Source organism: Serratia sp. NA_112.1 (genome assembly GCF_052691715.1).
On record NZ_JBQZFO010000020.1, the window covers coordinates 23,563 to 30,970 of the forward strand.

The following is a 7,408-nucleotide window of genomic DNA, read 5'->3' on the forward strand; positions in this document are numbered from 1 at the left end:
AGCGGAATTTGGGCCGGGAAGCTGAGAGTTGATCAATAACCGACCGTAATCACGCTTTAGATACCGAATGAATTGCATGATAACCAAAATGGCTATGGATTAAGCGTTACGCCCTGTGGATCTCAAGGTGCAGCCATTTCGCTGCAATCTGAAAGACGATGAGCTTACGTGGCCCCTTATAAATCATGCTCTTAATCTTAGGAAGAAGACTATGCCTGTACTTCCCGATCGTGACGTGATTGATCAGCTTTTCTCTGGCAATTTTGCCGATCCTTTCTCCCTGCTGGGTATGCATGCGGTCAATAATGGCCTGCAGGTGCGTGCGCTGTTGCCTGACGCCAGCGAAGTCTGGTTGCTGGAGCAGCAAACCGGCAAGCGGGTGGTGCAGCTGGCTTGCGACGATGCCCGTGGCTTTTTCAGTGCTACCGTTCTGCGCCGGAAAACCCCCTTTCGCTATCAACTGGAGGTCCGCTGGCAAAATCACCAGCAGATCGTCGACGATCCCTACCGTTTTGGCACTTTGTTACAGGATATCGACGGCTGGCTGCTGGCGGAGGGCACCCATCTGCGGCCGTATGAGCGGCTGGGGGCGCACCTTGCAACGCTTGACGAGGTAGCAGGCGTCAGCTTTGCCGTCTGGGCACCGAATGCCCAGCGCGTCTCGGTGGTTGGTGAGTTTAACTTCTGGGATGGCCGCCGCCACCCGATGCGCCTGCGTCGTGAAAACGGGATTTGGGAGCTGTTCTTGCCGGGGGTAAAAGCCGGGCAATTGTACAAGTACGAGATTATCGACTGCTACGGCAATATCCAGTTGAAGGCCGATCCTTACGCTTTTGAGGCGCAAATGCGGCCGGATACCGCGTCGCTGGTGATGCCGCTGCCGGAGGTGGTGGAAAACACCCCGGAACGCCAGCGTGCTAATGATTTTGACCGACCGATTTCTATCTACGAGGTGCATCTTGGCTCGTGGCGACGTCACACCGACGATAATTTCTGGCTCAGCTACGGCGAACTGGCCGTACAGCTGATCGACTACGTTAAAGACATGGGGTTCACCCATATCGAGCTGTTGCCGATTAACGAGCATCCGTTTGACGGCAGTTGGGGTTATCAACCTTTAGGGTTGTACGCCCCGACCCGACGTTTCGGTACCCCGGCCGGCTTTAAAGATTTCGTCGCAGCGGCGCACCGGGCGGGCATCAACGTGATCCTGGATTGGGTACCGGGGCATTTCCCCAGCGATGCCTATGGCCTGGCGAATTTTGACGGCACTGCGCTGTATGAATACGCCGATCCGCGCGAAGGCTTCCATCAGGACTGGAATACTCTGATCTACAACTATGGCCGCCATGAGGTGCGCAACTATCTGGCGGGCAACGCCCTTTACTGGTTGGAACGCTATGGCATTGACGCATTGCGTGTCGATGCGGTGGCCTCGATGATCTACCGCGATTACAGCCGTGCCGAAGGCGAATGGGTACCGAACTACTACGGTGGCAACGAAAATCTGGAGGCCATTGCCTTCCTGCGTTACACCAACCACAGCGTCGGCAAGGAGCGGCCCGGTGCAGTGACGCTGGCGGAAGAGTCCACTGATTACCCAGGCGTGACGCTACCGCCGGAATCCAACGGGCTGGGGTTCCATTACAAATGGAACCTGGGCTGGATGCACGACACGCTTAACTACATGCAATGCGACCCGGTGCACCGTAAATATCATCACAATCAGATGACCTTCGGCATGTTGTATGCCTACACCGAGAACTTTGTGTTGCCGATTTCCCATGACGAAGTGGTACACGGCAAGAAATCGATTCTCGACCGCATGCCTGGCGACGCCTGGCAGAAGTTTGCCAACCTGCGTGCCTACTACGGCTTTATGTGGGCGCACCCGGGCAAGAAGCTGCTGTTTATGGGCTGCGAGTTCGCTCAGGGGCGCGAGTGGAATTTCGACAGCAGCCTCGACTGGCATCTGCTCGAAGGGCTGGATAACTGGCATCACGGCGTGCAGCGGCTGGTGCGCGATCTTAACCATTGCTACCAGCAGCAGGCACCTCTGTATGAGCGTGACTACCGCCCGGACGGCTTTGAGTGGCTGGTGGTGGACGACCACGACAACTCGGTATTTGCCTTTGCCCGTTTTGATGCGCATGGCAATGAGCTGATCGCCGTCAGCAACTTTACCCCGGTGCCGCGCCATCATTATCGCATCGGTATTTCCCGTCCTGGTGAGTACCGGGAAATTCTCAATACCGACTCGCATCATTACCACGGCAGCAATACCGGCAATCAGGGCCGCGTGGTGTCCGAGCCAATGGGTAACCACGGCCGTGAGCATTCGATTAGCGTAACCGTCCCGCCGCTGGCGACCATCTACCTACTGCGGGAGGCGCAATGACTGAGCTGACGCCTGGCATCGCCGCGCCTCTTGGCGCGTACTATGACGGTAACGGCATCAACTTTAGCCTGTATTCCGCCCATGCTTCGGGGGTGGAGCTGTGCCTGTTTGACGAACAACAACGTGAAGTGCGCCTGCCGCTGGCAGCGCGCAGCGGTGATATCTGGCACGGCTATTTGCCGGGTGGCAAACCGGGCCAGCGTTACGGTTACCGGGTGCATGGTCCGTTTGATCCTGCACAGGGGCTGCGTTTTAACCCCAACAAACTGCTGTTGGATCCTGCTGCCCGTGCGGTCGAGGGGCCAGTGGCGGATGACCCTTACCTGCATGGCGGCTATGACCGGCCGGATAAGCATGACAGCGCCGAACTTATGCCAAAGTGCGTGGTGATCGACGAAGCCTACGACTGGCAGGATGATTGCCCACCGGCAACGCCGTGGGGCAAAACGGTGATCTACGAAGCGCATGTGCGTGGACTGACCCTGCAACACCCGGATATCCCGCAGGTGCTGCGTGGCAGTTTTGCCGCACTTGGGCATCCGGTGATGCTCGCCTACTTCAAGCGCCTTGGCATTACCGCGCTGGAATTGCTGCCGGTGCAGCAACACAGCTCCGAGCCGCGCCTGCAACGCCTCGGGTTGATTAACTACTGGGGCTATAACGTGTTGGCGCCCTATGCGCCGGATAACCGCTACTCCAGTCTGCGTACCGACATGACGCCGCTGCGGGAATTCCGCGACGCGGTGAAGGCGCTGCATAAGGCCGGGATTGAAGTGATCCTCGACGTGGTGTTCAACCACAGCGCCGAGCTGGATATGGACGGGCCGACGCTGTCGCTGCGCGGCATCGATAACCCGGGTTATTACTGGCTCACGCCCGAGGGCGGCTATGTGAACGATACCGGCTGCGGCAACACGCTGCGGTTAGATCAACCACCGGGCGTAGCCTGGGTGATGGATTGCCTGCGTTTCTGGGTGGGGGAGTGTCACGTAGACGGCTTCCGCTTTGATCTGGGTAGCGTGCTCGGCCGCACGCCGGCGTTCGACCGTGATGCACCGCTGTTCCAGGCGATGTTGGCGGATGACCTGCTGTCGCGCTGCAAGCTGATCGCCGAACCCTGGGATATTGGCCCCGGTGGCTATCAGGTGGGGGAATTTCCCGGGCGCTTTGCCGAGTGGAACGACCATTACCGGGACGATATGCGTCGTTTCTGGCTGCAGGGGGATATTTCGCTCGGCCAGTTCGCCCAGCGTTTTGCCGCTTCCAGTGACCTGTTCAATCGACGCGGGCGTGCGCCGTACGCCAGTATTAACATGCTGACCGCTCATGACGGTTTTACCCTGCAGGATTTGGTCAGCTTTAACCTTAAGCACAACCAACTGAACGGTGAAGGTAACCGCGACGGCAGCGACCGTAACTTTAGCAATAACCACGGTGTTGAAGGCCCGATTGCCGACGACGTCATTGTGCAATGCCGTAGGGCCAGCCGGCAGGCACTGCTTGCCACGTTATTGCTGTCCCAGGGAACGCCGATGCTGCTGGCCGGCGACGAACATGGACACAGCCAGCAGGGCAACAACAATGCCTATTGTCAGGACAACGCTATCACCTGGCTCGACTGGGCCACGGCGGATGACGCTTTCACCGATTACACCGCAGCACTGATCCGTTTGCGTCAGCAAATCCCTGCCTTGCAGCAAGACCGCTGGTGGCAGGAGGGCGACGGCAGCGTGCAGTGGCTGAACGCGCAGGGGCAACCTCTCGGCGCGCAAGAGTGGGAGCAGGGAGCACTGCAGTTGCAGATATGTCTGTCACAACGCTGGCTGGTGGTGGTGAATGCCACGCAGCAGGCGGTGGAGATGACGTTGCCTGCCGGCGATTGGCAGCTTGTCGCTCCCTTTACTCAGGAAGATTCGCGGGCGGTTTTACCCGCCTGGCACCAGGCTGCGCACTCGATTTGCGTGCTGGTAAAGAAAAAATAAAAGGAGTCAGCTATGGTTAGGTTTGAAAATAAAGACCCCCTGATGTTGGCACGCCAACTGCCGATTAAGTCCGTCGCCCTGATCCTGGCTGGTGGCCGCGGTTCGCGTTTGAAAGATTTAACCTCAACCCGGGCCAAGCCGGCCGTCCACTTTGGCGGCAAATTCCGCATTATCGATTTTGCCCTGTCGAACTGCCTTAACTCGGGCATTCGCCGCATCGGCGTGATCACCCAATACCAGTCCCATACTCTGGTGCAGCATATCCAGCGTGGTTGGTCGTTCCTCAACGAAGAAATGAACGAGTTTGTCGATCTGCTGCCGGCCCAGCAACGCCTCAGTACCGAGCACTGGTACAAGGGCACGGCGGACGCGGTGTACCAGAACTTGGATATCATCCGTCGCTACGACGCCGAGTATGTGGTGATCCTGGCGGGCGATCACATCTACAAGATGGATTACTCGCGCATGCTGATCGACCACGTGGAAAAGGGCGCGCAGTGTACCGTTGCCTGCCTGCCAGTGCCGCGCGATGAGGCCAGCGAGTTCGGCGTGATGGAAGTGGATGAGAACGATCTGATCCTCGAGTTCCTGGAGAAACCCAGCAACCCACCGCCGATGCCAGGCAACCCGGATATGTCGCTGGCCAGCATGGGGATCTACATCTTTAACGCCGACTACCTGTTCCAACTACTCGAAGAGGACATGTCGACACCGGGGTCAACCCATGACTTCGGCAAGGATCTGATCCCGAAAATCACCGCCCAGAAAGCGGCGTGGGCGCACCCGTTCACGCTGTCGTGTGTGACCTCCAACCCCGAACTGCCGCCGTATTGGCGCGACGTGGGAACGCTGGATGCCTACTGGCGCGCCAACCTCGATCTGGCTTCGGTGACACCGGAGCTGGATATGTATGACCGCGCCTGGCCGATCCGTACCCATATGGAGCCGCTGCCGCCGGCCAAGTTCGTGCAGGACCGTTCCGGCAGCCACGGCATGACCATGAACTCGCTGGTGTCCGGCGGTTGTATTGTCTCCGGTTCGGTGGTGGTGCATTCGGTGCTGTTCCCACGGGTGCGGGTTAACTCGTTCTGCACCATCGACTCTACTGTATTGCTGCCGGATGTTAACGTCGGCCGTTCCTGCCGTTTGCGACGCTGCATCATTGACCGCGCCTGCCATATCCCCGAGGGCATGGTGATTGGCGAAAACGCCGATGAGGACAGCAAACGCTTTTATCGCTCGGAAGGCGGCATTGTGTTGGTCACGCGCGAAATGTTGTCAAAATTGTGAGTTAAGGTAGCCGGCAGAACGATAGCCTGTCGCCATGTAAACAGATTGACTGATGGCTTGCAAAACGCGGATTAACAACAGCGGCAAGCCTGCTTTATTTCTTATCCAGAGGCATTTTTTGCCGACTCTCAGGAGTGATAATGCAGGTTTTACACGTATGTTCTGAAATGTTTCCCCTGTTGAAAACCGGGGGTCTCGCAGACGTGGTTGGCGCATTACCGGCAGCTCAAATCGCCGAGGGCAGCGATGTTCGGGTGTTATTGCCCGCTTTCCCTGACGTTCGTAATGGCATACCGGATTCCGTGCTGGTGGCGGAAATCGATTCGTTCGCCGGCCGGGTCGCCCTGCGTTACGGTACCTATCACGGTGTGGGCATCTACCTGATCGACGCACCCTGGTTGTACGAACGCCCAGGCAGCCCTTATCACGACCAATCGATGAATGCCTATTCCGATAACCACCGGCGTTTTGCCCTGTTGGGTTGGATGGCCTGCGAACTGGCCAAGGGGCTGGACCGCTACTGGCGGCCGCAGGTCGTGCATGCCCATGACTGGCACGCCGGGCTGGCCTGCGCCTATCTGGCGGCTAACGGCCACCCGGCGCGTTCTGTTTTCACCGTGCACAACCTGGCCTACCAGGGGCTGTTCTCCGCCCATCACGTGCCGGAACTGTGGTTGCCGCCTTCGTTTTTCAACATCTATGGCCTGGAGTTTTACGGCCAGATGTCATTCCTGAAGGCCGGTTTGTTCTACGCCGACCATATCACCGCTGTCAGCCCGACCTATGCGCGTGAGATCACCCGGCCGGAGTTCGGCTACGGTATGGAAGGGCTGTTGCAGGAACGCCAGCGGCAGGGGCGTCTTAGCGGCATTCTTAACGGCGTGGATGACAAGATTTGGGACCCGTCCCACGATCCGCGCCTGACTGCGCGCTATGACGCCGACAATCTGAAAAACAAGGCCAAGAATAAACTGCACCTGCAAAAAGCCATGGGGCTGAAAGTGGATGAGTCGCTGCCGTTGTTTGCGGTCGTCAGCCGTCTGACTAGTCAGAAAGGTCTGGATTTAGTCCTGAAAGCACTGCCGGCGCTGCTGGATCAGGGCGGTCAACTGGCGCTGTTAGGGGCCGGTGATGTGGTGTTGCAGCAGGCGTTTCTGGCCGCGGCCGCCGACTACCCCGAACAGGTTGGCGTGCAGATTGGTTACCACGAGGCTTTCTCGCACCGGATCATCGGCGGGGCTGATGTGATTATGGTGCCTAGCCGTTTCGAGCCCTGCGGGCTGACCCAACTCTATGGGCTGAAATACGGCACGCTGCCGCTGGTCCGCCGTACAGGTGGGTTGGCGGATACGGTAGTGGACTGCGCGCTGGAGAACCTGGCCGACGGCAGCGCCAGCGGATTTGTCTTTGATGATTGTGACGCCGCCGCACTGGCTAACGCCATTCGGCGTGCCATGGTGCTGTGGAGCCGACCCAAGCATTGGCGTCACGTCCAGCGCCACGCCATGAGCGTGGATTTTGGCTGGCAGGTCGCGGCAAAAGAATATTTGTCGCTTTATTCCCGTCATATTTGACGCTGCCTCTGTGTTGGCTGCACTCACTTACCCGAATCACTTACCAGCGTAAGCTCATCGGGATAAGTTCCCTTGCCGCCTTGATGCAGCGCCAATTATTTTGGGTAGATCAACACCTATTGTAATGCCCTATGACTTTCAAGTTGCAGCTAGGCGGCCAGCTT

At 58.2% G+C, this 7,408-nt stretch carries 4 protein-coding genes; all 4 read left to right on the forward strand.

Annotated features, from left to right (window positions below):
* The first annotated feature begins 211 nt into the window (after window positions 1–211).
* The 4 genes from glgB to glgA all read left to right on the forward strand — a co-directional run bounded on the left by glgB (window position 212) and on the right by glgA (window position 7,244).
* The gene (glgB, locus tag ACUTQ5_RS21665) at window positions 212–2,398 is read left to right on the forward strand and encodes a 1,4-alpha-glucan branching enzyme (RefSeq protein ID WP_445652926.1); all 2,187 of its coding nucleotides are present in this window, start codon (window positions 212–214) and stop codon (window positions 2,396–2,398) included.
* Window positions 2,395–4,380 carry a glycogen debranching protein GlgX gene (gene glgX, locus ACUTQ5_RS21670; protein WP_445652927.1) on the forward strand — a complete coding sequence of 662 codons (1,986 nt, stop codon included), beginning with the start codon at window positions 2,395–2,397 and terminating at the stop codon, window positions 4,378–4,380. The genes glgB and glgX overlap by 4 nt, the downstream gene beginning before the upstream one ends.
* A 12-nt stretch (window positions 4,381–4,392) precedes the next feature.
* On the forward strand, window positions 4,393–5,670 hold the full coding sequence (gene glgC, locus ACUTQ5_RS21675; protein WP_445652928.1) for a glucose-1-phosphate adenylyltransferase: 1,278 nt from the start codon (window positions 4,393–4,395) through the stop codon (window positions 5,668–5,670).
* Between the two features lie 140 nt (window positions 5,671–5,810).
* Window positions 5,811–7,244: a glycogen synthase GlgA gene (gene glgA, locus ACUTQ5_RS21680; protein ID WP_445652929.1), complete on the forward strand. Its 1,434-nt coding sequence runs from the start codon at window positions 5,811–5,813 to the stop codon at window positions 7,242–7,244.
* Window positions 7,245–7,408: the final 164 nt, after the last annotated feature.